At 31.9% G+C, this 25695-nt stretch carries 24 protein-coding genes and 2 pseudogenes; 20 read left to right on the top strand and 6 right to left on the bottom strand.

The genetic code is table 11. The features are described from left to right. Positions 1-4: 4 nt before the first annotated feature. The 5 genes and pseudogenes from prmC (at position 5) to HGK31_RS11405 (ending at position 5030) form a co-directional block, all read left to right on the top strand. The gene (gene prmC / locus HGK31_RS11420; protein ID WP_191860040.1) at positions 5-877 is read left to right on the top strand and encodes a peptide chain release factor N(5)-glutamine methyltransferase; all 873 of its coding nucleotides are present in this window, start codon (positions 5-7) and stop codon (positions 875-877) included. Position 878: 1 nt separating this feature from the next. Next, the gene (gene ligA, locus HGK31_RS11415) at positions 879-3311 is read left to right on the top strand and encodes an NAD-dependent DNA ligase LigA (RefSeq protein ID WP_191860038.1); all 2433 of its coding nucleotides are present in this window, start codon (positions 879-881) and stop codon (positions 3309-3311) included. Continuing rightward, a pseudogene (locus HGK31_RS14725) lies at positions 3308-3883 on the top strand (exonuclease domain-containing protein); the annotation flags it as partial. The gene ligA and the pseudogene HGK31_RS14725, both read left to right, overlap by 4 nt. A 72-nt stretch (positions 3884-3955) precedes the next feature. Then, a pseudogene (locus HGK31_RS14745) lies at positions 3956-4186 on the top strand (BRCT domain-containing protein); the annotation flags it as partial. Between the two features lie 94 nt (positions 4187-4280). Continuing rightward, positions 4281-5030, top strand: a complete 750-nt coding sequence (locus HGK31_RS11405) for a hypothetical protein (RefSeq protein WP_191860034.1) — start codon at positions 4281-4283, stop codon at positions 5028-5030. Here the strand turns inward: HGK31_RS11405 and HGK31_RS11400 are convergent, their stop codons facing one another. The 3 genes from HGK31_RS11400 to HGK31_RS11390 all read right to left on the bottom strand — a co-directional run bounded on the left by HGK31_RS11400 (position 5031) and on the right by HGK31_RS11390 (position 7182). After that, complete coding sequence (locus tag HGK31_RS11400) at positions 5031-5414, bottom strand: DoxX family membrane protein (RefSeq protein ID WP_191860032.1); 384 nt, start codon at positions 5412-5414, stop codon at positions 5031-5033. 89 nt (positions 5415-5503) lie between these two features. Next, on the bottom strand, positions 5504-6418 hold the full coding sequence (locus tag HGK31_RS11395) for a bifunctional metallophosphatase/5'-nucleotidase (RefSeq protein WP_191860030.1): 915 nt from the start codon (positions 6416-6418) through the stop codon (positions 5504-5506). A gap of 2 nt (positions 6419-6420) precedes the next feature. Beyond that, positions 6421-7182, bottom strand: a complete 762-nt coding sequence (locus HGK31_RS11390; RefSeq protein ID WP_191860028.1) for a 5'-nucleotidase C-terminal domain-containing protein — start codon at positions 7180-7182, stop codon at positions 6421-6423. Between the two features lie 69 nt (positions 7183-7251). Between HGK31_RS11390 and HGK31_RS11385 the strand changes: the two genes are divergently transcribed. The 15 genes from HGK31_RS11385 (at position 7252) to HGK31_RS11315 (ending at position 23344) form a co-directional block, all read left to right on the top strand. Beyond that, positions 7252-7779 (top strand): DUF6913 domain-containing protein, encoded by a 528-nt coding sequence (locus HGK31_RS11385; protein ID WP_191860026.1) that lies wholly within the window; start codon positions 7252-7254, stop codon positions 7777-7779. Then, entirely contained in the window at positions 7772-8653 is an 882-nt protein-coding gene (gene dapA / locus HGK31_RS11380) for a 4-hydroxy-tetrahydrodipicolinate synthase (RefSeq protein ID WP_191860024.1), read from the top strand. The genes HGK31_RS11385 and dapA overlap by 8 nt, the downstream gene beginning before the upstream one ends. Before the next feature lie 114 nt (positions 8654-8767). Then, the gene (locus HGK31_RS11375; protein WP_191860022.1) at positions 8768-9580 is read left to right on the top strand and encodes an outer membrane protein assembly factor BamD; all 813 of its coding nucleotides are present in this window, start codon (positions 8768-8770) and stop codon (positions 9578-9580) included. Between the two features lie 10 nt (positions 9581-9590). Further along, positions 9591-9920 carry a DNA-directed RNA polymerase subunit omega gene (locus tag HGK31_RS11370; RefSeq protein ID WP_104736160.1) on the top strand — a complete coding sequence of 110 codons (330 nt, stop codon included), beginning with the start codon at positions 9591-9593 and terminating at the stop codon, positions 9918-9920. A 6-nt stretch (positions 9921-9926) separates the two neighbouring features. Further along, entirely contained in the window at positions 9927-11138 is a 1212-nt protein-coding gene (coaBC, locus tag HGK31_RS11365; RefSeq protein ID WP_191860021.1) for a bifunctional phosphopantothenoylcysteine decarboxylase/phosphopantothenate--cysteine ligase CoaBC, read from the top strand. Then, the gene (gene porD, locus HGK31_RS11360; protein ID WP_104736106.1) at positions 11131-12018 is read left to right on the top strand and encodes a type IX secretion system protein PorD; all 888 of its coding nucleotides are present in this window, start codon (positions 11131-11133) and stop codon (positions 12016-12018) included. Before coaBC ends, porD begins: the two co-directional genes overlap by 8 nt. Positions 12019-12078: 60 nt before the next feature. After that, the gene (gene recN, locus HGK31_RS11355; RefSeq protein WP_191860019.1) at positions 12079-13731 is read left to right on the top strand and encodes a DNA repair protein RecN; all 1653 of its coding nucleotides are present in this window, start codon (positions 12079-12081) and stop codon (positions 13729-13731) included. Positions 13732-13776: 45 nt separating this feature from the next. After that, positions 13777-14589 (top strand): enoyl-ACP reductase FabI, encoded by an 813-nt coding sequence (locus tag HGK31_RS11350; RefSeq protein ID WP_104736104.1) that lies wholly within the window; start codon positions 13777-13779, stop codon positions 14587-14589. A 111-nt stretch (positions 14590-14700) separates the two neighbouring features. Further along, entirely contained in the window at positions 14701-16413 is a 1713-nt protein-coding gene (locus HGK31_RS11345) for an FG-GAP-like repeat-containing protein (protein WP_191860017.1), read from the top strand. Positions 16414-16546: 133 nt separating this feature from the next. Next, on the top strand, positions 16547-18349 hold the full coding sequence (locus HGK31_RS11340) for a T9SS type A sorting domain-containing protein (protein WP_191860016.1): 1803 nt from the start codon (positions 16547-16549) through the stop codon (positions 18347-18349). Positions 18350-18422: 73 nt separating this feature from the next. Next, positions 18423-19436, top strand: coding sequence for a glycosyltransferase (locus tag HGK31_RS11335; RefSeq protein ID WP_191860014.1), 1014 nt, complete (start codon positions 18423-18425; stop codon positions 19434-19436). Between the two features lie 85 nt (positions 19437-19521). After that, complete coding sequence (locus HGK31_RS11330) at positions 19522-20394, top strand: CdaR family protein (protein WP_233451094.1); 873 nt, start codon at positions 19522-19524, stop codon at positions 20392-20394. After that, on the top strand, positions 20391-20984 hold the full coding sequence (coaE, locus tag HGK31_RS11325) for a dephospho-CoA kinase (RefSeq protein ID WP_191860012.1): 594 nt from the start codon (positions 20391-20393) through the stop codon (positions 20982-20984). The genes HGK31_RS11330 and coaE overlap by 4 nt, the downstream gene beginning before the upstream one ends. Positions 20985-21054: 70 nt before the next feature. Further along, the gene (locus HGK31_RS11320; protein ID WP_191860113.1) at positions 21055-22629 is read left to right on the top strand and encodes a sensor histidine kinase; all 1575 of its coding nucleotides are present in this window, start codon (positions 21055-21057) and stop codon (positions 22627-22629) included. 4 nt (positions 22630-22633) lie between these two features. Further along, on the top strand, positions 22634-23344 hold the full coding sequence (locus HGK31_RS11315) for a response regulator transcription factor (protein WP_104736098.1): 711 nt from the start codon (positions 22634-22636) through the stop codon (positions 23342-23344). Between the two features lie 55 nt (positions 23345-23399). Here the strand turns inward: HGK31_RS11315 and HGK31_RS11310 are convergent, their stop codons facing one another. Genes HGK31_RS11310 through HGK31_RS11300 form a run of 3 tightly spaced genes read right to left on the bottom strand, consistent with a single transcriptional unit; the run spans position 23400 to position 25684 of the window. Next, positions 23400-23912 (bottom strand): YybH family protein, encoded by a 513-nt coding sequence (locus HGK31_RS11310; RefSeq protein ID WP_191860010.1) that lies wholly within the window; start codon positions 23910-23912, stop codon positions 23400-23402. After that, positions 23899-24861, bottom strand: coding sequence for a tRNA (adenosine(37)-N6)-dimethylallyltransferase MiaA (miaA, locus tag HGK31_RS11305; protein ID WP_233451092.1), 963 nt, complete (start codon positions 24859-24861; stop codon positions 23899-23901). The genes HGK31_RS11310 and miaA overlap by 14 nt, the downstream gene beginning before the upstream one ends. Next, positions 24812-25684, bottom strand: coding sequence for an ion transporter (locus tag HGK31_RS11300; protein ID WP_104736095.1), 873 nt, complete (start codon positions 25682-25684; stop codon positions 24812-24814). Before HGK31_RS11300 ends, miaA begins: the two co-directional genes overlap by 50 nt. Between the last annotated feature and the right edge of the window lie 11 nt (positions 25685-25695).

Raw genomic sequence — 25695 nt, 5'->3', positions numbered from 1 at the left:
CTTTATGAAACTAAAGGATATACAGCTTATTTTTCATAGCGAACTTGATACTATTTATGGTGTAGATGAAGTGAATAGTTTTTTCAATATACTGATAAAACATTATTTAAATTTAAATAGAATTGCACTTGTGTTAGAACCAGATTTAACATTATCAAAATCTGAAGAACAACCCCTCTTCGAAGCGCTATCCAGGCTTAAAAACAATGAGCCCGTTCAGTATATAATTGGTGAAACCGAGTTTTTTGGATTACCTTTTAAAGTTAATAAACATACCTTAATACCAAGACCAGAGACAGAGGAACTTGTAGAGCAGATTCTTAAAACTATCATTTTGGATGAATCCAATAAGTCAATTAAAATTTTAGATATAGGAACTGGGACAGGTTGTATTGCCGTGTCACTGGCAAAAAACAATAAAAACTCTCAAGTTTTTGCGGTAGATGTATCAGAGGAGGCACTAAAAATCGCAAAATATAACGCAGAGTTAAACGCTGTAAATATCACTTTTATTCAGGATGATATTTTAAATCCCTCACATCCTGAATTAATAAATTCATCTCAAAACTTTGATATTATAGTTTCAAATCCACCTTATGTAAGAGAATTGGAGAAACAGGAAATAAAGGATAATGTACTGAAATTTGAACCACATGTAGCACTATTTGTACCAAATGATGATTCCTTGATATTTTATAAAGCAATTACAACGCTTGCTGTTAATAATTTGAGAGATGGAGGTCAGTTGTTTTTTGAAATTAATCAATATCTTGGTGAAGAAATGAAGCATCTTCTGGCAGATTTTAAATTAAAAAAAATAATATTGATTAAAGATATTTTTGGAAACGATAGAATTATAAAAGCGTCAAAAATTTAGAATGACAATTAAGGATCAAATAAAGAGTTTACAAGAAGAATTACGTCAACATAATTATAATTATTATGTGTTAGATAATCCTACTATTAGTGATTATGAGTTTGATATGAAACTCAAGAAATTGCAGGAATTAGAGGCTAAACATCCTGAATTTGCTGATGCCAATTCACCAACACAGCGTGTTGGAGGTGCCATTACTAAAAATTTTGAAACGGTCAAACATGAGCATCGCATGTATTCTCTGGATAATTCATATTCTAAAGAGGATTTATTGGATTGGGAAACACGTTTAAAAAAAATGATTGATGGTCCTATTCAGTTCACTTGTGAACTAAAATATGATGGTGCTTCAATTAGTCTGACATATGAAAATGGTAGTTTATTACGTGCTGTTACTAGAGGCGACGGTGTTCAAGGTGATGATGTGACTGCAAATGTTAAAACTATTAAATCCGTACCGTTGCAATTAAAGGGTGATTATCCACCAAAATTTGATATTCGCGGTGAAATTGTGTTGCCTTTTGAAGGATTTAACAAAATGAATGAGGAGCGTGAGGAAATAGGTGAGGAGCCCTATAGAAATCCAAGAAATACCGCTTCAGGCAGTTTAAAACTTCAGGACAGTGCTGAAGTTGCCAAACGACCTCTAGAGTGTTTATTATATAATATTACAGGTAGTAATTTAGGTATAAAAACCCAATTTGAAAGTCTGGAAAAAGCTAGAGCTTGGGGATTTAAAGTACCTAATGCTGCTAAACTCGCCAACTCTATAGATGAGGTTTTAGAGTTTGTAGAATATTGGGATGTTAAAAGACATGATTTGCCTTATGAAACTGATGGCGTAGTTGTAAAAGTTAATAGTTTGCAGCACCAAGATGAATTAGGTTATACGGCAAAAGCACCACGTTGGGCTATGGCTTATAAATTTAAAGCCGAACAAGTATCAACTATACTTTTAGAAATAACTTATCAGGTAGGACGAACCGGAGCTATTACACCTGTTGCTAATTTAGAGCCTGTTGAATTGGCAGGAACCACTGTAAAGCGGGCTTCATTACATAATGCCGATCAAATTGAAAAGTTAGATATTAGAGAAGGCGATACCGTTTTTGTTGAAAAGGGTGGCGAGATTATTCCTAAAATAATTGCTGTTGATTTATCTAAAAGACCTTCTAATTCAACACCAACACAATATATCACGCATTGTCCTGAATGTGAAACCGAATTAATAAGACAAGCAGGCGAAGCGCAACATTATTGCCCTAATTATAATGGTTGTAAACCGCAGATAATTGGTCGTATTCAACACTTTATTAGTCGAAAAGCTATGGATATTGATGGCTTGGGAAAAGGAACAGTTGAATTGTTATTTCATCATGATAAGGTAAATAATTACTCCGATTTATATTTCTTAAAACAAAAGGAAATTGAAGGATTAAGAATGTGGCTTGATAATCCAGATGCAGGTCTAAAGAAAAACAATCAATTACAAGTGCCTCTGGGAAAAGCAATTTTTGGTTTAAGTCAGGGTTGGGGTAATTTATCCAGAACCCATTCAGATTTAATAGCTGAAAGTGTTTCTGATATTATGGAAATATTTAATTTAAAAAAACTTCCTGAAGGTGTAGAAGAAAGAAAGTTTGAAAGGTTAATTGATATGCTTAACAAGACCATTCATACTGTTGAGCTGTCAAATTATTATTCATTTAGCGACTATGTGTCCTTTAATTTACTCCTAGATTTAAAATATCCTAAAGATACTTTAGACTTGTTTGAGATTAATAGTCTAGATATTGATTTTATAGATGAAGCTTTGAGTTTAAATAGGTTCAAAAGGCATGAGAAATTTGAAGACTTTATAGTGAAAGTATCCGATAGAAACCGAGTTGGGATTCAATCAAAAAATGCAGAAAAAATTATTGAAGCAATTCAGACTTCCAAAAAAAGACCTTTTGAAAATGTATTATATGCTTTAGGGATAAGAGATGTAGGTGAAGTAAGTGCAAAAAATTTAGTAAATCACTTTTTAACTTTAGATAGTTTGGTTGAAGCAAGCTTTGATGAATTGACTTCAATAAGAGATATTGGTGAAAGTGTTGCTAGTAACATTTTATCTTTTTTTAGTAATGAAGCTAATAGTAAAATAATAGCCAGACTTAAGGAGGCTGGACTTAATTTTGAAGTTGAAAAGAAAGAATTGTTATCTGAAAAGCTTAAAGGACTTAATTTTGTTGTTTCTGGTAAGTTTTCTATTGAAAGAAATGTACTTAAAAAAATTATTGAAGAAAATGGTGGCAAGAACGTGAGTTCCTTGTCTAAAAACACCTCTTATTTGATTGTTGGAGAGAATATGGGACCAAGTAAGAAAGAGAAAGCAGAAAAGAATGATATTAAGATGATAAGTGAGGAAGAATTTTATGACTTATTAAAATGATTAATAATTTCGTAGCATTTGATTTTGAAACAGCAAGCGGTAAAGCTCCTTGCTCTATTGGTATTGTTGAGTTTAATGATGGAGAAGTAGTTAATGAGTATTATTCTCTTATTAATCCTAAAATTGAAAAATTTAATCCTTATGCAGTTGGTGTCCACGGTATAAGAAAATGTGATGTATTAAATGAGCGTGAGTTTGATAAGATCTGGGTAGATGTTGAGCATTTTTTTAAAGATAAAATTGTAATTGCACACAACTCAAGTTTTGACATATCTGTTCTTAATTATTCACTTGAGCGGTATAACTTAAAAAATCCAATTAGCAAATGTTTTTGCTCATTGAGATTATCCAGAAAAGTATTAGAATTGGATGATTATAAATTAAGTACGTTGGCAGACTACTACTCAATAGAACAAAATAATTATCATAATGCATTGGAAGACGCTTTTGTTTGTGGTAAGATTTTTTCAAAGTTATTATTAGAAATAGATGATGTGAATTTATCTCTGATAAGTGACTCAATCATGCCAATAAAAAGAAAGAAACTACAGAAGGAAACAAAACCTTTTAAACTTTTAAAAGAACAAGAACAAATAATTATAGATTTAAGATTCAATCTTGAACAAGTTTTAGGGATTTTAACCAATAAATTGGCTAGTAAGACCTTTGTGGTTTCTGGTGTTTTTCAATCGGTTTCAAGGAATGAACTTAAAAAACTCATTGAAGATAATGGCGGGAAAGTTTCATCCTCTATATCTTCAAAAACCTCTTTTGTAGTTGCGGGCGACAACATGGGTCCCAGTAAAAGGGATAAGGCTGAAAAGCTTGGTATTTCTATAATATCTGAACAAGATTTTCTGGATATGATTATTTAGAAAGAGTATAAATAAAGCTTTTTATCGTTAAAGTGTATAATTTTATCGATTAATTGTAATTTTTGTATATATTTGCTTTCAGTAAATGTTAATAATGGGAATAAAGAAGTCTAATATATTAATTGGGTTGATCATAATGCTTTGTATAGCATTTACCGCTTATGAATTTCTAGGGCTTAGTTTAATTTCTGAAAAATTTAAAGCTTTAATTGTCCCGACTTTCACCCTATTGTATTTTGTATCAGTCAATCGAAAATCATTTTATTTTACATGGTTTTTAATTCTATTTTCTGTTTCAGAACTGATAGTGTTTTCAGAATTACTTTTTGATTTTAACACCATGACGGATGATGAAATTTTGAAATTTGATGACTTTTATTATACTTCTGGGAATTTATTATATATAGCAGCCTATATCTTTTTACTTATTGAAGTAGTCAAAACTTTTAATTTAAAAGCTGTCTTAAAAAATTACAAAATTCATTTGGTAGTTTTAAGTGCTTTAAATGTTTATATAATTTATGTTCTTTTGACTATTGTTAATCCGTATGTTGAAGATTCCTTTTTATTTTTTATAGAACTTATTTATAACATCGTAATGCTGTTATTGTTGACATTTTGCCTTATTAGTTACTTTTATAACGACAACAAAAAATCACTATTTTTATTTTTTGGTTCTGTTTGTCTTGTGTTTTCAGAAGTCATTCAAGTAGCTTATTTTTACATTACGGAATCAGAAAATGCTTTTCTGAATGTAGCACAAACATTTCTTTTCATATTAGCATTTAGCTTCTTCTATTTTCAGTCAAAAATCAGAAACAAAAAGGTTCAGTTTTTTGCGTGATTAAATTCTTGATTTCAGGAAAGGTATATCTCTTCTGTACAGATATAAAATTATTATTGATAGTATGAATGTGGTAATAGCCGTTATAAAAAGCGTGCCTTTATCATTGTTTACCTCGATGCCTATTTTTGTTAGATGCATTGAGATCGCACCTCCAATTATACCAAGAGTTAGTATAGCTCCTAACCAAACAGTTTTAGGTATTAGTAAAAGTATTCCGGCTATTAGTTCAAGAATGCCAATACCAATTCGACCATATGGCTCTAGACCACCTTGTTCAAAGATATAAACGCTATCTGGATGTGCTGTAAACTTAAACCGTAATGTTTGGATGAGAATTATTGCGACTGTAAGTCTTAAAATAAAAGGGATTTTTGATTTCATTTACAGTATGTTTCCCTTTTTTAGACGTTTTTCTTACCAACGCATTACAGATTAGTTATAAAATTTAATGAAGTCAGATATTACCATTATTATACAATAATTGAAGTTCCTTTTGCTTCTTTATTCTTATTATTATCAAAATAAAAATCGATTCTACCCAAATTAATGCCATAACATCCAACTTGGTTAACAAGCATGTTGTTTCCTGCTTTATTTTTTACAACGGTGGGTTTTGGTAAAAATGTATGTGAATGACCGCCAATAATAAGATCGATATTATTTGAATTTTCTGCAAGCTTTAAATCGCCAATTATATTAGTATTACTATAATTGTATCCAAGATGTGACAAACAAATTATTAAATCGCAATTTTCTTCTTCCCTCAAAATTCTCGACATGTCTTGAGATATTTCAATTGGGTCTAAATATTTGGTTTCTTTATATAAGTTCTTTAAAACCAAACCATCTAATTGAATGCCAATACCAAAAACGCCAATTCTGATGCCATTTTTCACAAAAACTTTATAAGGCTTCACGCTGCCATCAAGGATGGTGTTAGAAAAATCATAGTTAGCTGAAAGAAATTGAAATTTAGCATGTGGTAATTGTGCAAATAAACCATCAATACCATTATCAAAATCATGATTACCAATGGTGGCTGCGTCGTACTTTAATTTGCTCATAAGCTTAAATTCCAATTCACCACCGTAATAATTAAAGTACGGAGTTCCTTGAAAAATATCACCTGCATCAAGTAAAAGTGTATGTGGGTTCTCTTTTCGGATATTATCAATTAAAGTTGCACGTCTAGCCACGCCTCCTTTGTTTGGGTTTCTACCATCTTCAGGTCCAAATGGGTCAATATGGCTATGAACATCATTGGTATGTAAAATGGTAATTTGTTTTGTAGGATTCTGTGGCATGCAGGATGATAATCCAACACTGCCTAATCCAACTAATGCTGCGCTTGCTGATGTTTGTTTTAAAAATGCTCTTCGTTTCATGTTTAATTCTTTAGTTTAATGAAGCGATTATCAATTTTAGGGTCAATAGTGTCGGTTTTTATAAAATAATCGAGAAAAGCATTTCTAATTTTATAATTCATGATATGTACATCTTCGTTGTTTTGAAAAAAAGTCATGCTATCTCCGCCATTGTATAAATAGTCATTTGTAGCAACATAATAGACCCTTTCAGGATCAATAGGTTTTTTGCTTATAGAAGCATTAATCAAATTAAAGTCTGAATCTACTGTGATATTCAACTTTGATATTGGATGTGGACGTTTTGCCATTAATAAATAATCTATTAATTGATTAACACTAGATCCTTTCATAGCTACCACAACAATACTATTTTCAAAAGGCATTATTTCGTAAGCTGTTCGTATGGTTATGTTTCCTTTAGATATTATGGCTCTTATACCACCATGATTTACCAAAACCATATCGATGTCATGACCTGTCCTGGATTTAAATATAGGATTTGTTTGTTCGTAGATAACATCAGCAAATAAGTTGCCTATAGCTGTATTTAATTCACCATCACTTTTAGAATAAGTGTCTTTAGCATAAGAAATAACACTATCAAGCTCTTTATTTACATGAATGCGATAAGGTTGAATAAACGAATCAATTTTACTATCGCTTTTAAGGCTGTCAGAGACCGAAATTTGTTTGCCTTCTATGCGGTTTAACTGCCAATTATCTGGTTTGCAACCCAGAATTACTAAAGCAAAGAGTAAAAAATATAAAGGTTTTAATGTCATGTTTTAAACTAAAAATTAATAAGCATATCTAGGTACTTTTACTACCTTTGTACAAAGCATAAAGATATAATGATTTTAAAGGGTTTTAAAGAAAAATCTATTAAAAAAAAGCTAAATGCTTTATTGGATTCACCTAAAGTTGTTGTTGAGGATGGTTTTGTGAAAAGTATTGGTGTTTTATTTAATGCCGATGAAGTTGGAGATTTTGAAATGTTTAAATCGCTTTCTGATTATTTGAATGTAAGACCTAATAAATTAAAAATTATTGCGTTTACTGAAAATAAAAAAGAAAATCTTTTTTCTTGGAATGTATGTTTTAACCCAAAAGATATTGGTTGGCTTGGAAAAATTAATAATCCGGAATTGGAAACGTTTTTAAACGCAGATTTTGATTTATTGATTAGTTTTTACACGAGTGATATATTGGAATTGAAATTATTAACAGCACTTTCAAAAGCAAAATATAAGGCTAGTATATTTCAAAATGATAAACGGTTGAATGATTTAATAATTAGTACTGAAGTAAAACAGTTTTCAGTATTTAAGAGTGAATTAAAAAAGTATCTAAAAGTATTTAACAAATTAAGAAATGAATAAAAAGTTTGAAGGTGTTGGTATTGCCATTGTAACACCATTTAATGAGGATTTAACCATAGATTATCAATCGTTAATCAAGATTGTTAATTACAATATAGATAACGGTATGGATTATATTGTTATTTCGGGAACTACTGGTGAGAGCGTTACCATAAGTAGTGAGGAAAAGAAGCAAATAATACAAACCATTAAGCAGGCAAATAACAATCGTGTACCTTTGGTTTTAGGCATTGGTGGAAATAATACAAATCAGGTTCTAGAAGAAATTAAAAGCACTGATTTTTCAGGTATTGATGCAATATTGTCTGTTTCGCCATATTACAGTAAACCTACACAAGAAGGGGTTTATCAGCATTACAAAGCGGTTTCAAATGTTTCTCCAGTGCCTATAATAATGTACAATGTGCCAGGTAGAACAGCATCTAATATGTTGCCGCAAACTACTTTGCGACTAGCTCAAGATTTTGATAATATCATTGCTGTTAAGGAAGCAGGTAACAACATGTCCCAGTATCTTTGGTTATTAAAAGATAAACCCAGTGATTTTATGATTATTTCTGGTGATGATGATTTAGCACTGCCAGTAACATTAGCTGGAGGTTCAGGAGTTATTTCAGTAATTGGTCAAGCGTTTCCTAAAGATTTCACTAAAATGATTCATTTAGGGCTAGAAAGAAAAGCTGATCAAGCCTATAAGTTACATTTTAATCTAATGGAAATTACCAGTCTTATTTTTTCTGAAAACAATCCTTCTGGAATAAAGGCAGTGCTTCAAACAATGAACCTGTGCAAAGATAAAGTTCGTTTACCGTTAGTAGAAGCTACTGATGGTTTAAAATCAAAAATACAATCATTCATAGCACAGTACAATTAAAAGTTAAATTAAACTTAAACCTAATAAATACCTTATTTCAACTGTTAATTTAGCATAATAAAATATTTTTTAGTTCCACATTAATATCTTAATTTTGCATCCTGTTTAAAAACTATGAAGAAATTCTTTTACATTATCTTAACCTGCACGCTTTTAGGTTCTTGTAGTCCATATCAAAAAGCTTTGAAAGGTACTGATATTGGCGTGAAGTATAAAGAAGGTGAAAAACAGTTTGAAGCTGGTAAATATGCAAAAGCAAACAAATTGTTTGAGCAAATTATACCAAGTTACAGAGGTAAACCGCAAGCTGAAAAGTTGACCTATTTACACGCTATGGCTTCCTATAATTTAGAGGATTGGTATTTGGCTAGTTATCAGTTTGAACGTTTTGTGTCATCCTATCCTAATAGTGAAAAAGTTGAAGAAGCCTCTTTTTTAGGTGCTAAAAGCGCTTATATGTTGTCTCCTGTCTATTCAAAAGAACAGTTAGAAACAAAAGGAGCCATTGAAAAGTTGCAATCATTCATAAACCTTTATCCTGATTCAGAATATTTAGCTGAAGCTAATAAGTTGGTTAAAGAATTGGATTTTAAATTAGAAAAGAAAGCATTTGACATTGCCAAACAGTATAACACCATAGCTGGATATACTGCTGATTATAATGCGCCTATAGAAGCTATTGATCAGTTTATTTTTAATTTCCCTGGGTCAGTTTTTAGGGAAGAGGCTTTGTTTATAAAATTTGACTCGGCTTATAAGCTAGCTATTAATAGCGTTTCCTATAAAAAACAACAGCGTTTAGAGGATGCCAAAACATATTTTAACTCTTTCAAATCAGCCTATGCAAATTCAGAGTTTATGGTTGAAGCCGAAAAAATGAATGAAGAGATTGAAAGAGAATTAGAAAACTACAGTACTAAAAGTTAATATCATGAAAATGGATTTGAAAAAAATTAATGCTCCAGTAAATACTACAACTTACAACAGAAACAAAGTTGATGAGCCAACAGAGAACATTTATGAGGCTATTTCAATTATTTCTAGAAGAGCAGAACAAATAAATTCAGAGATAAAAAAAGAGTTGATTGAGAAGCTTGAAGAGTTTGCTACTTACAACGATAGTCTTGAGGAAATTTTTGAAAACAAGGAGCAAATTGAAGTTTCAAAGTTTTACGAAAAATTACCTAAACCACATGCATTAGCAGTACAAGAGTGGTTAGATGGTAAAATTTACCACAGAAATACTGAAGAAGATACTCAGGAATAAAAACGTATGTCAATATTAAGCGGCAAAAATATACTTCTAGGCATTAGTGCTGGTATTGCTGCTTACAAAACGGCAAGTTTAGTTCGGCTATTAATAAAAGCGGGTGCTCAAGTCCAAGTAGTCATGACGCCTGCTTCTAAAGATTTTATTACACCTTTAACCTTATCTACACTTTCTAGAAACCCTGTCTATTCAACTTTTGTTGATGAAGAAGATGAAAACGCTACATGGAACAATCATGTGGAGTTGGGTATTTGGGCAGATTTAATGCTGATAGCACCTGCCACTGCCAATACCATGTCTAAAATGGCCAATGGTGTCTGCGATAATTTGTTGTTAGCTACTTATTTATCTGCTAAATGCCCTGTTTACTTTGCGCCAGCTATGGATTTGGATATGTACAAGCATCCATCTACATTACGCTCATTAGATATTTTAAAACGATACGGAAACATTGTAATTCCTGCTACGAGTGGTGAATTAGCAAGTGGTTTGGTTGGTAAAGGTCGTATGGCTGAACCAGAAGATATGGTACTTTTTATAGAAAAAGATATTATAAATAATTTGCCTCTAAAAGGGAAGAAGGTTTTAATTACTGCAGGACCAACTTATGAGGCTATTGATCCTGTAAGGTTTATAGGTAACCATTCTAGTGGTAAAATGGGGTTTGAAATAGCGAAGGCAGCAGCGAATCTAGGCGCAGAGGTTTGCCTTATTAGTGGCCCAACCTCACAAAGCATAAATCACAGTTTGGTTAGCGTTGTAAATGTTACTTCAGCTGAAGACATGTATATTGCGGTTCATGACAATTTTAAAAACGTTGACATCGCAATTCTTGCAGCCGCAGTTGCAGATTATAAACCAATTGTAGTTGCCAAGGATAAAATAAAAAAGAAAGATTCAACGTTATCTCTAGAGTTAGAAAAAACAAAGGACATACTAGCGTCTCTAGGAGAAATTAAAACCAATCAGTTTTTAGTAGGTTTTGCACTTGAGACTAATAATGAGCTTGAAAATGCAAAAGCCAAGCTGAAAAATAAGAATTTAGACTTAATTGTCTTAAATTCGTTGAATGATAAAGGAGCAGGATTTAAGTCAGATACCAATAAAGTAACTTTAATCAACAAAAATGATGAGGTTAAAACTTATGATTTAAAATCGAAAGAGCAAGTGGCTCAAGACCTATTAAAAGAAATTATAAAACAACTTGATGAATAGAATTTTATTTGTTCTTACATTATTTATAGGATTCGCAGTTCAAAGCCAAGAATTGAATTGTAACGTTATTGTTAATGCACAATTTACAGGAAACGAAAATTTACAAATTTTTAAAACACTTCAAACCCAATTAAGGGAGTTTGTAAATACCACTAAATGGACAGATAAGGAGTATGCAGCACAAGAACGTATTGAATGTGGTATTTTTATAAACATAACAGAATACAATAGTGATATTTTTAAAGCTACCATTCAAGTTCAGTCATCAAGACCAGTTTATGGTTCTACCTATTCTTCGCCAGTTTATAATGTAAATGACAAAGACTTTACTTTCAGGTATTTAGAATTTCAAAATTTATTGTTCAATAAGAATCAGTTTGAATCCAATTTAGTTTCTGTTCTCGCTTTTCATGTTTACATGGTTTTGGGTTTAGATGCTGATACTTTTGCACCTAATGGTGGTGATGAATATTTAAAACAAGCACAAACCATAGTCAATTACTCACAACAGGAAAATGCTAAAGGCTGGAAATTGGAAGATGGTTTGCAAACACGTTTTGCTTTAATTGACAACCTATTATCACCTACTTTCAAAGAATATAGGTCTGTTATGTATGATTACCATCGTAAAGGATTGGATATTATGAATGAAGATCCTAAAAAAGGTAAAACAGCTATAGCTGAAGCCATTGGTGAATTTGAGTCTATGAATAGAAGAAGACCTAATTCCTTTTTATTGAGAACATTTTTTGATGCTAAAGGTGATGAAATTGAACAGATATTTTCTGATGGACCTAGTGTTGAAATAACAGAGCTTATAGCTACCTTAAATCGTGTTGCGCCAATGTATTCAAGTAAATGGCGTAGTATTAAATTTTAATTGTATTTCTTTTTTTATTTGGTAAAAAACCATAGCTTTTAAGTTTAATTTAATTTTCGCTTGTTAACATCTCTTTCTATAAAAAATTACGCGCTTATTGATGATCTACATGTAGATTTTAATCAAGGTCTGACCATTATTACTGGAGAAACAGGAGCAGGAAAATCTATCTTATTAGGTGGCTTGTCTTTAATCCTTGGTAAGCGAGCTGATTTAAGTTCTTTAAAGAATGATGATGATAAATGTATTATCGAGGCTGTTTTCAATGTTTCTAATTATGATTTAAAACAGTTGTTTAATCAATTAGATTTTGATTTTGAAGACTATACCATTATCCGTCGTGAAATATTACCTTCGGGAAAATCGCGTGCTTTTGTCAATGATTCTCTAGTAAATTTAAGCAGTTTACAAATTTTAGGGAATCAATTGATTGATATTCATTCACAACATGAAACCTTACAATTGGTTGATAATGATTTTCAATTCCGAGTTATTGATGCTTTGGGTGACAATAAAGAAAGGTTAAGATTATATAAAGAAGCTTTAAAGCAGTATAAAATAGCCTCAAAGCAATATGATGAATTATTAAAATTTCAAGCCGAAGCAATAAAAGAGCACGACTATAATACGTTTTTATTGAATGAATTGATTGAAGCAAATTTAGTTGATGGAGAATTGGAAGTGCTTGAAGAAACCTACGAAACGCTTAATAATGTTGAAGAAATCAAAGAAACACTAGAAAGTACATACCATTTATTAGATGATGAACAAGTAGGTGTTTTAAGTAACTTGGCTACCATAAAAAACAGTTTACATAGGTTAAGCAAATATGCTTCAAAATACGATGATCTTTATAACCGAATAGATAGTTCTGTTATTGAACTTAATGATTTGTTTGATGAAGTTGGAGTTTTGAAAGATGATTTAGATTTGGACCCTGAAAGATTAGAACAAACTTCAAGTAAAATCGAGTTAATCACTTCCTTGATAAAAAAGCATTTTGTAAATGACGTATCAGAATTAATTAAAATAAGAGATAACCTTTCCCAAAAGGTAAAGGAAACTGAAAATCTTGATGAGGAGATATTAAAAAAAGAGAACCAGGTTAAGGAAATCTTACAAGTTGTAAATAGTATTTCAATAGAAATTCATGATAATAGAGAAAAAGCCATACCAAAACTAAAAAAAGAGTTAGAGGATATTTTACAACAATTAGGCATGCCCAATTCAGAATTTAACTTTGAGGTAGATTTAGTTGATGACTTTTTTAATAATGGAAAGGATATATTGAAATTTCAGTTTAAGGCAAATAAAGGAGGTCAGTTTCATGACCTAAAAAAGGCTGCTTCTGGAGGTGAATTATCTCGAATAATGCTTTCCATAAAGCTAATATTGTCTAAATATGTACAATTGCCATCTATTGTGTTTGATGAAATTGATTCTGGCGTTTCAGGAGAAATATCTAATAAAATGGGAGATATGATGCTTGAAATGAGTAAGACTATGCAAGTATTAACTATAACACATTTACCACAAATTGCGGCAAAAGGTCATACGCACTTCAAGGTTTATAAGGAAGATGTTAACCAAATAACACAAACAAATTTGATGGAATTAAATCACGATGAACGCATTGTTGAGATTGCGCAAATGTTGGGAGGTGAGAAAATTTCAAATTCAGCAATAGCCCATGCCAAACAATTATTGAATTAATACTATCTTTGGTAAACTAAAAACAACGAATCAACTTATATAAATATGTCTAATAATTTATTAAAAGGAAAAAAGGGAATCATTTTTGGAGCGTTAGATGAAAATTCAATCGCTTGGAAAACAGCAGAACGTGTTCATGAGGAAGGTGGTACGTTTGTACTTACAAATGCACCAGTGGCCATGAGAATGGGACAAATAAATGCTTTGGCTGAAAAAACAGGAAGTCAAGTAATACCTGCTGATGCCACTTCTGTAGAAGATTTAGAGAACTTGGTTGAAAAATCCATGGAAATACTAGGAGGTAAGATTGACTTTGTACTTCACTCTATTGGTATGTCAATTAACGTGAGAAAAGGAAACCATTATACAGATCAAAATTACGATTGGACACAAAAAGGAACTGATGTTTCTGCAACTTCTTTCCATAAGGTAATGCAGACACTTTATAAAAAAGATGCTATGAATGAATGGGGAAGTATAGTTGCGTTGACTTATATGGCAGCACAGCGCGTATTCCCAGATTATAATGATATGGCAGATAACAAAGCTCTTTTAGAAAGTATAGCGCGTAGTTTTGGTTATTTCTTTGGTAGAGACAAGAAGGTACGTGTAAATACTATTTCTCAATCTCCAACACCAACAACTGCAGGTAGTGGTGTAAAAGGTTTTGATGGCTTTATATCATATGCAGAAAAAATGTCTCCTCTCGGAAATGCCACAGCTTTAGACTGTGCAAACTATACTGTAACACTCTTTAGTGATTTGACACGGAAAGTGACACTTCAAAATTTATTCCATGATGGTGGGTTCAGTAACATGGGTGTAAGTGATGCTGTGATGGACACTTTTACAAAATAGAAACAAAAATAGACTTATATACTAGAGAGGCTTAATCAAGCCTCTCTTTTTTTTGCGAAATGTTAAATTTAAATAGTAAATTTAAACGTTTAATAGGTTAAAACTTTAAGTGTGAAAAAATTATATTTCGTTTTTATCCTTTTAGTTTTCAAAGCTCCAGCCCAAGTGAGTTTTGTAAATCAAGCTTCTGCACTAGGAGTTAATATGTCAGCAGGTGACCTTGAATATGGAAGTGGCATTTCTTTTTGCGATTATAATAATGATGGTTGGGATGATATAACTATAGCTACTCAAGGAGGTAGCCAAACCGAATTCTATTTAAACGATCAAGATGGCACTTTTACTAGACAAAATATCACATTAGCTAGTAATAATGTTCAAGGAAGACAATTAGTTTGGGTTGATTATGATAATGATGGTGACAAAGATTTATTCATTGTAAGTAATACAGACGGAAACCATTTATACAATAACAACGGCTCACTTATTTTTACAGATGTAACAGCAGCTGCAGGTTTGCCTACAAATAATATTGAAAGTTGGGGAGCGTCATTTGGAGATGTTAATAACGATGGTTATTTGGATTTGTTTATCAGTAATAGAGATGATAATTTGGTGCAACCTAATTTGTTGTTTTTAAATAATCAAGACGGTACATTTACTGATATCAGTCTATCTTCAGGAATACACAGCACAAGTCATCTTTCATTCTGTTCAGCTTTTTTTGATTATAATAATGATGGTTGGCAGGATATTTACATTGCTAACGATAAGATTTTTAATGAAAACTTTTTATATCACAATAATGGTGATAACACATTTACAAATGTAGCTCCAAGTGCTGGTGTCAATATTGCTATTGATGCCATGACCACAACGGTTGGAGATTATAATAATGATGGTTGGTTTGATATTTATGTAACAAACACTCCTACTCAAGGTAATGCCTTATTTAGAAATAATGGCGATAATACTTTTACCAATGTAACGGTTAGTTCAGGTACAGCCTTCAATAGTTTTGCTTGGGGAGCAGTTTTCTTGGATGCGGATAATGATATGGATTTAGATATGTACGTGAGTAGTTCCATGGATGGCTCTGTTCCTCAATTGCCATCAGCTGTGTTTTACACCAATAACAATGACGGAACTTTTAGTACACCTAATGCAGGGTTTGTAGGCGATAATGGTATCAGTCATGCAAACGCTGTTGGCGATGTTGACAATGATGGCTATCCAGAAATCATAGTGAGCAATGCAAATAATGAAAATGTGTTTTTATGGAAAAACCAAACTGTTCAAAATAATAATTGGTTAAAAGTCAAGTTAGAAGGTGTTATTAGTAATAAAGATGGTATTGGTTCTAAAATTGAAATATCTATAAACGGAGAAAAACAATACCGTTATACACTATGCGGTGAAGGATATATTTCTCAAAATTCTAATTCTGAATTTTTTGGATTAGGTACCAATACTATTGTTGATTATGTAAAAGTTACCTGGTTAAGCGGAGCAGTTGATTATTTTGAAAATGTCAATGCGAACCAGCAGTTAAATATTTTGGAAGGGTCAAACCCTTTGCATGTTGATGATTTTAATAATTTATCACTATTTGTAAAAAACCCAGTTGGTACTGAATTACATATTAGTTCATCAGAAACTATAACAGAAATTATGCTTTATGATTTGTTGGGTAACAGAATTCTTCATGAGAAATTAAACACCCATTCTTACCAAAAAAATGTTTCTTCTTTAAGCCAGGGTATCTATCTATTAAAGATAAATAGTTTAAATACACAGCATCTCAAACGAATTATTAAAAAATAAGCTTGTATTTCATCAGTTAAAAATTACTCTTTATCGAAAAAAAATGCATTTCGTCGATTAGGGACTACCTATGTTTTTAGGGTTTAAATTATTCAATACTTTTAGTGATTATGTAAACTTAAACTAAATAAATATGAAAAAAATTACTTTATTATTAGCGTTAATCTCGTTTTCTTACGGATTTTCGCAAACCTTAAATCAAAATGCTAGTTGGCCTAATGCCAATTGGACAGTGACAGGATCATACAGTACCGATCCAACTGCTTTTGAAGCAGACCCTACAACAACTTCAAATTTTGCTTTTGATGATGATGATGCAGGAAATCCAAACGATGATGATATAGCTGCTGAATCTCCCGTTATTGACCTTACTGCTGCCCATAGTGCTGGAGAAACTGTGATAACTGTAACAGCTAACTATTTTTTCAGAGTGGTTAATACACTTGGAACAGCTCAAGAAGATTTGTTGACCATACAATATTGGGATAACGATGCTAGTTCTTGGATGGAATGGGTTGGAGCAATGGACGGCACTGAAGGAGCAGGTGGACCTAATACAAATAATTTTTGTACACCAACTAAAACAGCTTTCGAAACACCACCTTTAAATATCAGTGGCTTTACTGCTACCCAACTGTCAGGATTTAAATATAGAATATATTATGATGATGACGGATTGGAGCCTACTGGAAATAGTTGGGAATGGGGTTTCTGTTTTGATTCACCAACTATTGTATCATCTGGATGTGCTGCTGCAACTTTTACTTTAGCGCAAGGAACAAACAATTGTCCAACTGAAGAATTTTTTATAAATGTAGATATTACAGATTTAGGAACAGCTACTACAGTAAATATTTTAAATGATGGAGGAGCAGCGGCTGTTAATGGCGTTGATCTTTCAGGTTCGCCTTATTCTGTAGGGCCTTTTCCAGCAGGTACTGATGTGACTATTACTGTTGAAGATGCTGCAAATTCAAGTTGTAATGGAATGAATAATTTAACAACATTGGCATCTTGTCCACCAAGTTGTGCTACTGGACCAATTACACCATTAGATGGTGCTATAGATGTAGATGCTTTCGCTAATATCACTTTATCATGGACTGCTCCTGCTTCAGGACCTGCACCTGACAATTATGATATTTATGTAGGAACTATGTCTGATGGTAGTGATCAAGCCTTTTTCAGTAGTACTACTGATACGTTTTTTGAAGCACCAATTGGAGCTTATGATACAACCATTTATTGGAGTATTATTCCAAGTACTTTAGGGGTTGAGGCAACAGGTTGCTCACTATGGTCTTTTACAAGTGCTAGTCCAGATGGAACATCTTGTTTAAATGCTCCTAATGGTCAGTGGCCAGGTGCAACATATGATATTGCTGCATCAGGTACATGTGATGGCACTACTTCAAATGAAGTTGTTGCTAATGGCTGGACTGGAGAGTATTCACTGGTAACTGTTGTAGATGGAGAGACTTATATTTTTGAAAGTTCTGTAGGAACAGATTTTGTAACTATAGGTAGTGAAGATGGAACAACGGCTTATGCTTCTGGTGAAGGGTCAGCAACATGGACCGCAGATTTATCTGGGAATGTTAGATTCTATTTACATAATGATACAGATTGTAATACAGAACAAGTTGATAGGATAAGATCTGTTATTTGTGGTGTTACCTTATCAACAGAAGATTTTCTGTTTAATGATAAGTTATTTACTTATTACCCAAACCCAGTTAGCAATAACTTAACAATTCAAGCACAAAAGAATATTCAGAACGTAACTGTTTATAATATGTTAGGTCAAGAAGTTTTAAACAACATACCAAACACTGTTGAAAGTACAGTTGATATGTCTAATCTTAAAACTGGAGCTTACTTTGTAAAAGTGACTATTGATAATAAAACTGAAACTATTCGCGTTATTAGAGACTAATATTTTTATAATAGTATTTAAAAAGCCACTCATTTGAGTGGCTTTTTTTATAGGTTTATCTACATTTGTCTATATGAAATTACAGTATTCATTCGTCATTCCCGTTTACAACCGTCCTGATGAGATTAAGGAGTTGTTGGAGAGTTTTGTGAATTTAGATTTTGATCAAGCGTTTGAAATTGTGATTGTGGAAGATGGATCAAGTATAACTTCAGAAAAAGTAGTTGAGTCCTTCAGCGATAAATTAAATATCATTTATTATTACAAGTCAAATTCTGGTCCTGGTGACTCTCGAAATTTTGGGATGCGTAAGGCTACAGGAAATTATTATATCATATTAGATTCCGATTGTATTTTACCACCTAGCTACTTGAAGCTTGTTGATGAGAGCCTCCAAAAAGAGTATGTAGATTGTTATGGTGGTCCTGATAATGCCCATAGTTCATTTTCTTTAATACAGCAAGCTATAAACTTTTCAATGACATCTGTTTTGACAACTGGTGGAATAAGAGGTAATAAGCATAGTGTTGATAAATTTCAGCCACGAAGTTTTAATATGGGGCTTTCTAAAAAAGCATTTCTGGCCACGAATGGATTTGGTAGAATTCATCCTGGTGAAGATCCAGATTTATCAATTAGATTATGGAAAACAGGATTTAAAACCAAACTAATCTCAAATGCTTTTGTATATCATAAAAGACGAATCTCTTGGTCTAAGTTTTTTAATCAAGTATATAAATTTGGTAAAGTAAGACCAATTTTAAATCTCTGGCATCCAGAAACCAAAAAGATTACGTATTGGTTCCCTTTTTTATTTGTTTCAGGATTTTTAGTGGCTACACTGTCGTTCATATTCTTGAATTGGTTCTTACCTTTGTTTTTCTACGGTATTTATTTTACCTTAATCTTTATATCAGCTTTAATAAAAAGTAAAAATTTAAGTCTAGCAGGTTATTCAATTATAGCAGCTTCTATTCAATTTTATGGCTATGGTTTAGGTTTTATTAAATCAATCTATGCCATTCGTGTTTTAGGAAAAGCGCCAGAAGACTGTTTCCCAGAATTATTTTTTAATCAACATGTTTAAAAAAATAAAATCCAAAATACTAAAATCAATAAGGAATAAAAGAGTTAATATTTTTCTTTTGTTCCTATTAGTTTCATTCATTATTTTGATACTAACCAAATTATCAAAACCCTATATAAGTACTGTTAAATTTGGAATTAATAAGGTGAACATTCCTGAAGAACATGTGGTTTTTAATGCAAAAAACAATCAGCTAAAAGTAAGTGTAAAGGGGCAAGGTTTTAGTTTATTACAGTATTACTTAAAGAAGCCTTTAATTAATATTGATTTTACCAAAAACATTACAAAAATGGATAGTTTTTATGTTTGGAATAGTTCACTGGGTTATTCTGATATAATCTCACAGTTTGATAAAGACATAGAGGTCCTTAATATCAATCCAGATACACTGAAGTTTAGGTACGATGTAAATGTCATAAAAAAAATACCAGTAGTGTTAAATGAGCAAGTTAAATTTAGTCAAGGATATGACTTGATTGAACACTATGAGCTAAAACCTGACTCTATTAAAATCATCGGTCCAGAAAGTCTCATAGAAGAAATAGCAAGTATTGAAACCGATACGCTTTTTTTAAAAGATATTAAGAACAACATAGCGATTAATCTACCATTGAGAATGCCCGAAGTGGCTGACGAAATTAAATTTTCAAGCAACAGTATTTTGGTTTCAGCAGAAGTTGGAAAATTTACTGAAGGCAGTTTAAAAGTTCCTATTCAAATTAAAAATGTTCCAGCAAATATTAAAATCAAATACTTTCCTAAAAAGGTAAACGTTTCTTTTTATACAAGTCTTCAAAATTTCAATACAGTGAAGGTTGAAGATTTTATGGTTGAGTGTGATTTTTCTGAAGTTTCTGAAAAGCAACATTATCTCATTCCAAAGATTGTGAAAAAACCCGAAAATGTAAGAAATGTAAAAATGGGTCAAGAATTAATTGAGTATATCATCACCGAATGAAAATTGTAGGACTTACAGGAGGTATAGGAAGCGGCAAAACTACTGTTGCTAAAGTTTTTAATGAGCTTGGTATAGCTGTGTATATTTCAGATTTTGAAGCTAAAGCACTTATGAATCGATCAAAGGTTATTAAGCGAAAGCTCATTGTGTTATTCGGTGAAGAGGCTTATTTAAATAATACCTTAAACAGACCCTTTATTGCTAACAAAATTTTTAATAACAAATCACTTCTTGATAAAATGAATGCCATTGTGCACCCTAAAGTAGGTCAGCATTTTAATAAATGGGTAAAAAAACAATCAGGTTCTTATGTTTTAAAAGAATCGGCTATTTTATTTGAAAGTGGTGGTGATGCCTATTGTGATTTCACAATTTTAGTTACTGCTCCAGAGGATATTCGCATTCAGCGTATTATTAAAAGAGACAATACTTCCAAAGAAAAAGTTAAGGCTATTATAGAAAATCAATTATCAGATGCTGTAAAACGTGATAAAGTTGATTTTATTATTGAAAACACCTCCTTAAATAATATGAAGGAACAGGTGCATCAGGTTCATCGCGAACTACTTAAAAACATAGAGCAAACCTGAATTTTAACATTTTTGTTAATGTAAGGTTAAATGCTAAGTTCCCTAAATGTTAAAATGTTAATTTTGAATGATGAGCAAAAGGTTATTCATCATATTGGTGTTATTAATGAGTTTGTCGCTTGTCGGAATAATTTTTGTTCAAGCTTATTACATTAATAACTCCATTGAAAATGAGGAGGAGCAATTTAACTTCAATGTAAAAAAGGCATTAAGTTACACTGTTCGACAAATTGAAGACAATGAATTGGAAGGCTATTATAAAAAGTATCATAATTTAATTGATCAAGAAAAACAAGCCGATTCAATTTCTGTTTCAGAACTTTTCATTTTTCAACAGAACAATGAAACCAATGAAACGCTCATTACCAGAAGTGGTATACTCGAAGAAAACTATAAGTTGTCTTCATCGCTCTTTGACATAGGTTTAGATAGTTTGAACATCAAACGTATTCTTAATAGTACTGAAACTAAAATATATAGTAATCAACCTTCATTAGATAATGAAATTAATGCCAATCATATTTCTAGCATTATCACGCAAAGTAGATTAACTGAAGCTGAAAAAATTGTACTAGACCAATCCTTAAAGATAGGAGCTAGTAGAATTCCAATTCATAAGCGTGTTAATGAAGAAGAAATTTCAGAATTGTTAACCAGAAAGTTACAAGAGGACAATATTGATCTGGATTATGAATTTGCTATTTATAGTAATGATTTAGCTACTAAAGTTCAAAGTGAAAATTTTGAACTTCAAAAAGCTTCCACTTTCAGTATTAGAATTTTTACAAATGAGGTTGATAAAAATAATTATAGCTTACTTGTAAACTTTCCAAAAAGAAATAAGTTTGTTCAATCATCAATAATACGAATGACGTTATTGTCAATCATATTTACCTCCATTATTATTATTGCTTATTCAAGTGCCTTGTTACAGTTGTTTAGACAACGTAAAATTTCTGAAATCAAAACGGATTTTATTAATAACATGACACATGAGTTCAAAACTCCAATAGCAACAATCAATTTAGCTTTAGATGCCATTAAAAACCCTAAAGTGATTGAAGATAAAGAGCGTGTGATGCGATATTTACAGATGATAAAAGATGAGAACAAGCGCATGCATGCGCAGGTAGAAAATGTATTGCGTATATCTAAACTTGAGAAAAACGAACTAAACATTAGTAAAGATCGTGTTAAACTTCATGATTTGATTGAAGATGCCATTACCCATGTGGAGCTGATTGTTGAAGACAGAAAAGGATTTATCAAAACACATTTAGATGCTGATAAATCATCAGTTTTAGCAAATGAAACGCACTTTACAAATGTAATTGTCAATATCCTGGATAATGCTATTAAGTATTCGCCAGATGCACCAAAAATAGATGTTTACACAGAAAATGTGGGAACAAACATTATTCTAAAAATAAAGGACAAGGGTAGCGGTATGAGCAAAGCAGCACAAAAACGTGTGTTTGAAAAATTTTATAGAGAACACACAGGAAATATACATAATGTAAAAGGACATGGACTTGGTCTAGCCTATGTAAAGAGAATTGTAGAGGATCACCAAGGACATATATCTGTAGAAAGTGAAAAAGAAAAAGGAAGCACATTTATTATTAAACTTCCATTAATATCATAAAATTATGACTGAAGCACAAAAGAAAATTTTATTAGTAGAAGACGACCCAAATTTTGGAACCATTTTAAAAGATTACTTAATCATGAATGACTATGAAGTCACTCATGCTAAAAACGGTATGGAAGGCTTTGAGAAATTTAAGAAAGATGATTTTGATTTATGCATTCTTGATGTCATGATGCCTTATAAAGATGGTTTTACTCTAGCCAAAGAAATTAGGGAGAAAAATACTGATGTACCTATTGTTTTCTTGACAGCCAAAGCCATGAAAGAGGATGTTTTAAAAGGTTATAAGGTTGGTGCTGATGATTATTTAAATAAACCATTTGATAGTGAAGTTTTGTTGATGAAAATAAAAGCTATCATGCAACGAAAAGCAACTGAAACAGTTGCTGATAGCAAGCAGTTTCAATTTAAAATTGGAGATTTTGATTTAAATTCAAAGCTTCGTTTTTTAACCTATGATGGAGGTGAACAAATAAAGCTATCACCTAAAGAAAATGAGTTGCTACGTTTGTTGGCTTTACACGAAAATGATTTAATGCCTCGTGAATTGGCTCTTACCAAAATTTGGAGAGACGATAATTATTTTACATCTAGAAGTATGGATGTTTATATTGCCAAATTACGTAAGTATTTAAAATTAGATCCTAAAGTTGAAATCTTGAACATTCATGGAGAAGGCTTTAGATTGGTTGTTAATACTGAAGACTAAACCAATAAACTAAATAGATATAATACATAAAACCCAGCTAAATAAGTTGGGTTTTTCAGTAGCTGTCTAAATTATCTTGATGAAAGGCATTGATAAAAGAACTTTCATTTATGGTGTTGTTTTCTGAAGAATCATAATCAACCAATATTTTCCAAATACCACTTTCCTTACGCAATATTACATGGAATTTTCCATAGTAGTGTTGTTCATTTTGAGTTCCTTTGTTTACAGTTAGTTTGTAAATACCCCTTTCTGAACCTGAATCATCATTGATTATGCGTTCTAAAAAACGGAACGAAATAGTTCTTTCCTGATTATTATTTGTCCAGCGGTTCTCATAGCCTTTAATATAATTTTCTTTACTTAATATGCGCTTGCCATCACCACCAACTCGAATTAAATCTTCACTGTGTAGTGAGCCAAACAATCTATAGTCTGACGTTTCAAAGGCTTTTGTAAATTGTTCCCAAACATCTTTATTAATTTGTTCTAGGTTCTTGTTGTTCTGGGAAATAATAACATGACTTACAAAAAAGGTAGTAAGTAAGAAGAGTTTAAGATGCTTCATCGCGTTCAATTTTTTCGGTTATAGCATTAATTATTTCAGCAACATGAGTTTTGTAATCAAACCAAGAAATATCATCGGTTTTCTTAAACCAAGTTAGTTGGCGTTTTGCAAATCGTCTGGAGTTTTTTTTAATTTCAGAAATAGCAAAATCCAAAGTCCATTCACCTTCAAAATACTTAAATAATTCCTTATATCCAACTGTGTTTAGGCTGTTTAACTCTTTATTAGGATATAGGCGTTTAGCTTCTTCAAGCAAACCCATATCAACCATTAAATCTACACGTTCATTAATTCTCTGGTAAATAACTTCTCGTTCAGCTGTTAAACCGATTGATAAGGTTTTAAAATTTCTTGAGTCTTTTTTTTTGTTTATAAAAGAAGAATAAGGCTTACCAGAACCTATGCAAACTTCAAGAGCTCGCATAACCCGATGAGGGTTTTCTAAAGCAATTGTCTTATAGGTGTTTATATCGAGCTCTTTGAGCTGTTTTTTTAGGGGCTCAAGACCATCCTTATCTAAAATAATATTGAGATTATTTCTTACACTTGGGTCTATTTCAGGGAAATCATCTAACCCTTTTGTTACAGCATCGACATAGAGTCCAGAGCCGCCAACCATAATCGCCAACCTATTTTTTTTAAAAAGATTTTCTAGGGTATTCAAAGCATCTTTTTCAAAAGCGCCAACATTGTAATCTTCAAATATCGATTTATGATGTATGAAATGATGAGGTGCTGCCTGAAGTTCTTCTTGATTTGGTGCAGCAGTACCAATTTGCATTTCTTTAAAAAACTGTCTGGAATCTGCAGAAATTATTTCGGTGTGGAAATGTTGCGCTAGAGCAATACTTAAATTAGTTTTACCTATGGCTGTTGGTCCAACAATAGAAATTAAATAGTTAGTCATGATGTAATTTGCAGCCACATTTAAAGCAATATTCTGCACCATCTACATGCTTTTCATTTAAACAATTTGCACAGCACTGTGAATTTAATTGAACTTCATTTGGATGCGGAGGAATAACCCCTTGTTTTGACTTGTCGTTATCATTCGCTTTTTTCGTGTATTCAGCTGATACAATACCAGTAGGTACAGCGATAATACCATAACCAAGAATCATAATTATGGTGGCGATAAATTGCCCTAAAGGTGTCACAGGAGCAATATCACCAAACCCAACTGTTGTTAATGTTACTATACACCAATAAACACTTTTTGGAATATTTGTGAATCCGCTCTCTTCTCCTTCAACCAAATACATTATGGTTCCAAATATGACAGCAGCAATCATTACAGCGAATAAAAAAACAGAAATTTTAGCACGACTGGCCTTAATTGCCGAAGCTAGTTGATTGGAGGCACCTAAATAGCGCGCCAATTTTAAGATTCTGAAAATACGTAATAATCTTAAGGCCCTCAATGCAACTAGGGCATGTGTTCCCGCAAAAATGAGAGATAGGTACTTTGGTATGGTAGAAAGAAGGTCTATAACACCATAAAAGCTTGTAATGTATTTTATAGGCCTTCTTACAGAAATTATTCGCAATATGTATTCAATAGAGAATAAAATGGTTATTATCCACTCTGATATATTCAGGAAGTTATGGTATTTGGCATCAATACTTTTTACACTTTCAAGCATAACCAATACAATACTTGCCAAAATAGCAATAAGAAGGACAACATCAAATAACTTTCCAGCAGGCGTATCAGCTTCATAAATAATTTCATGAAGTTCGTCTTTCCAAGATTTAGTGGGTTTTACAGCCATGGTAACCAAAA

The sequence above is a fragment of the Hanstruepera ponticola genome (assembly GCF_012931685.1).
GTDB lineage: Bacteria > Bacteroidota > Bacteroidia > Flavobacteriales > Flavobacteriaceae > Hanstruepera > Hanstruepera ponticola.
The sequence above is the reverse complement of the archived record's forward strand: the minus strand, read 5'-3'. Positions and strand labels throughout refer to the sequence as shown.

What these genes read in the sequence shown, in the direction of transcription:
- prmC (WP_191860040.1), top strand. Translation starts at nt 5, where the DNA reads ATGAAACTAAAGGATATACAGCTTATTTTTCATAGCGAACTTGATACT.
- ligA (WP_191860038.1), top strand. Translation starts at nt 879, where the DNA reads ATGACAATTAAGGATCAAATAAAGAGTTTACAAGAAGAATTACGTCAA.
- HGK31_RS11405 (WP_191860034.1), top strand. Translation starts at nt 4,281, where the DNA reads ATGGGAATAAAGAAGTCTAATATATTAATTGGGTTGATCATAATGCTT.
- HGK31_RS11400 (WP_191860032.1), bottom strand. Translation starts at nt 5,414, where the DNA reads ATGAAATCAAAAATCCCTTTTATTTTAAGACTTACAGTCGCAATAATT.
- HGK31_RS11395 (WP_191860030.1), bottom strand. Translation starts at nt 6,418, where the DNA reads ATGAAACGAAGAGCATTTTTAAAACAAACATCAGCAAGCGCAGCATTA.
- HGK31_RS11390 (WP_191860028.1), bottom strand. Translation starts at nt 7,182, where the DNA reads ATGACATTAAAACCTTTATATTTTTTACTCTTTGCTTTAGTAATTCTG.
- HGK31_RS11385 (WP_191860026.1), top strand. Translation starts at nt 7,252, where the DNA reads ATGATTTTAAAGGGTTTTAAAGAAAAATCTATTAAAAAAAAGCTAAAT.
- dapA (WP_191860024.1), top strand. Translation starts at nt 7,772, where the DNA reads ATGAATAAAAAGTTTGAAGGTGTTGGTATTGCCATTGTAACACCATTT.
- HGK31_RS11375 (WP_191860022.1), top strand. Translation starts at nt 8,768, where the DNA reads ATGAAGAAATTCTTTTACATTATCTTAACCTGCACGCTTTTAGGTTCT.
- HGK31_RS11370 (WP_104736160.1), top strand. Translation starts at nt 9,591, where the DNA reads ATGGATTTGAAAAAAATTAATGCTCCAGTAAATACTACAACTTACAAC.
- coaBC (WP_191860021.1), top strand. Translation starts at nt 9,927, where the DNA reads ATGTCAATATTAAGCGGCAAAAATATACTTCTAGGCATTAGTGCTGGT.
- porD (WP_104736106.1), top strand. Translation starts at nt 11,131, where the DNA reads ATGAATAGAATTTTATTTGTTCTTACATTATTTATAGGATTCGCAGTT.
- HGK31_RS11350 (WP_104736104.1), top strand. Translation starts at nt 13,777, where the DNA reads ATGTCTAATAATTTATTAAAAGGAAAAAAGGGAATCATTTTTGGAGCG.
- HGK31_RS11340 (WP_191860016.1), top strand. Translation starts at nt 16,547, where the DNA reads ATGAAAAAAATTACTTTATTATTAGCGTTAATCTCGTTTTCTTACGGA.
- HGK31_RS11335 (WP_191860014.1), top strand. Translation starts at nt 18,423, where the DNA reads ATGAAATTACAGTATTCATTCGTCATTCCCGTTTACAACCGTCCTGAT.
- coaE (WP_191860012.1), top strand. Translation starts at nt 20,391, where the DNA reads ATGAAAATTGTAGGACTTACAGGAGGTATAGGAAGCGGCAAAACTACT.
- HGK31_RS11320 (WP_191860113.1), top strand. Translation starts at nt 21,055, where the DNA reads ATGAGCAAAAGGTTATTCATCATATTGGTGTTATTAATGAGTTTGTCG.
- HGK31_RS11315 (WP_104736098.1), top strand. Translation starts at nt 22,634, where the DNA reads ATGACTGAAGCACAAAAGAAAATTTTATTAGTAGAAGACGACCCAAAT.
- HGK31_RS11310 (WP_191860010.1), bottom strand. Translation starts at nt 23,912, where the DNA reads ATGAAGCATCTTAAACTCTTCTTACTTACTACCTTTTTTGTAAGTCAT.
- miaA (WP_233451092.1), bottom strand. Translation starts at nt 24,861, where the DNA reads ATGGTGCAGAATATTGCTTTAAATGTGGCTGCAAATTACATCATGACT.
- HGK31_RS11300 (WP_104736095.1), bottom strand. Translation starts at nt 25,684, where the DNA reads ATGGCTGTAAAACCCACTAAATCTTGGAAAGACGAACTTCATGAAATT.